A 378-nucleotide genomic window follows, 5' to 3' on the forward strand; every position below is an offset into this window, starting at 1 on the left:
GGCCGACGACGTACGGCGGCCTGCTCGATGTCCGCCGGCACCGCCTTCCCGGCCCCGAGCCATTCCTGCATCTCGCGCGCGAGGACCCTGTCCCCTTCAAGTCTCAGCGTTTCTGCATCGGTTTCCTGACGTATGGTCGTGAGGCCCATCCAAATTGCGGTCATCGAACGGAGCGACCCTTCAACGAGAAGGTCTACATCATAGCCCGGATCGAAGTTGCAGAGATCGACTTTTCCGTTTTCGACCACAAGCCACCAGCTCTTTTGCGCGGCCGAAAGTTCCGGGTACAGAAACTGTATCGTACAACGGCGGGTCGGAAGTCTTCTTGTATCGAGGCTCCGCCGCATGTCCCACATGAGCAGAGAAGGGTCGAGATTC

1 pseudogene is annotated in these 378 nt (G+C 59.0%); it reads right to left on the minus strand.

The features are described from left to right. Window positions 1-378, minus strand: a pseudogene (locus AF337_RS12370) (winged helix-turn-helix transcriptional regulator); the annotation flags it as partial.

The organism is Rhizobium ecuadorense, assembly GCF_001187535.1.
In the GTDB taxonomy this organism is placed as follows: Bacteria; Pseudomonadota; Alphaproteobacteria; order Rhizobiales; family Rhizobiaceae; genus Rhizobium; species Rhizobium ecuadorense.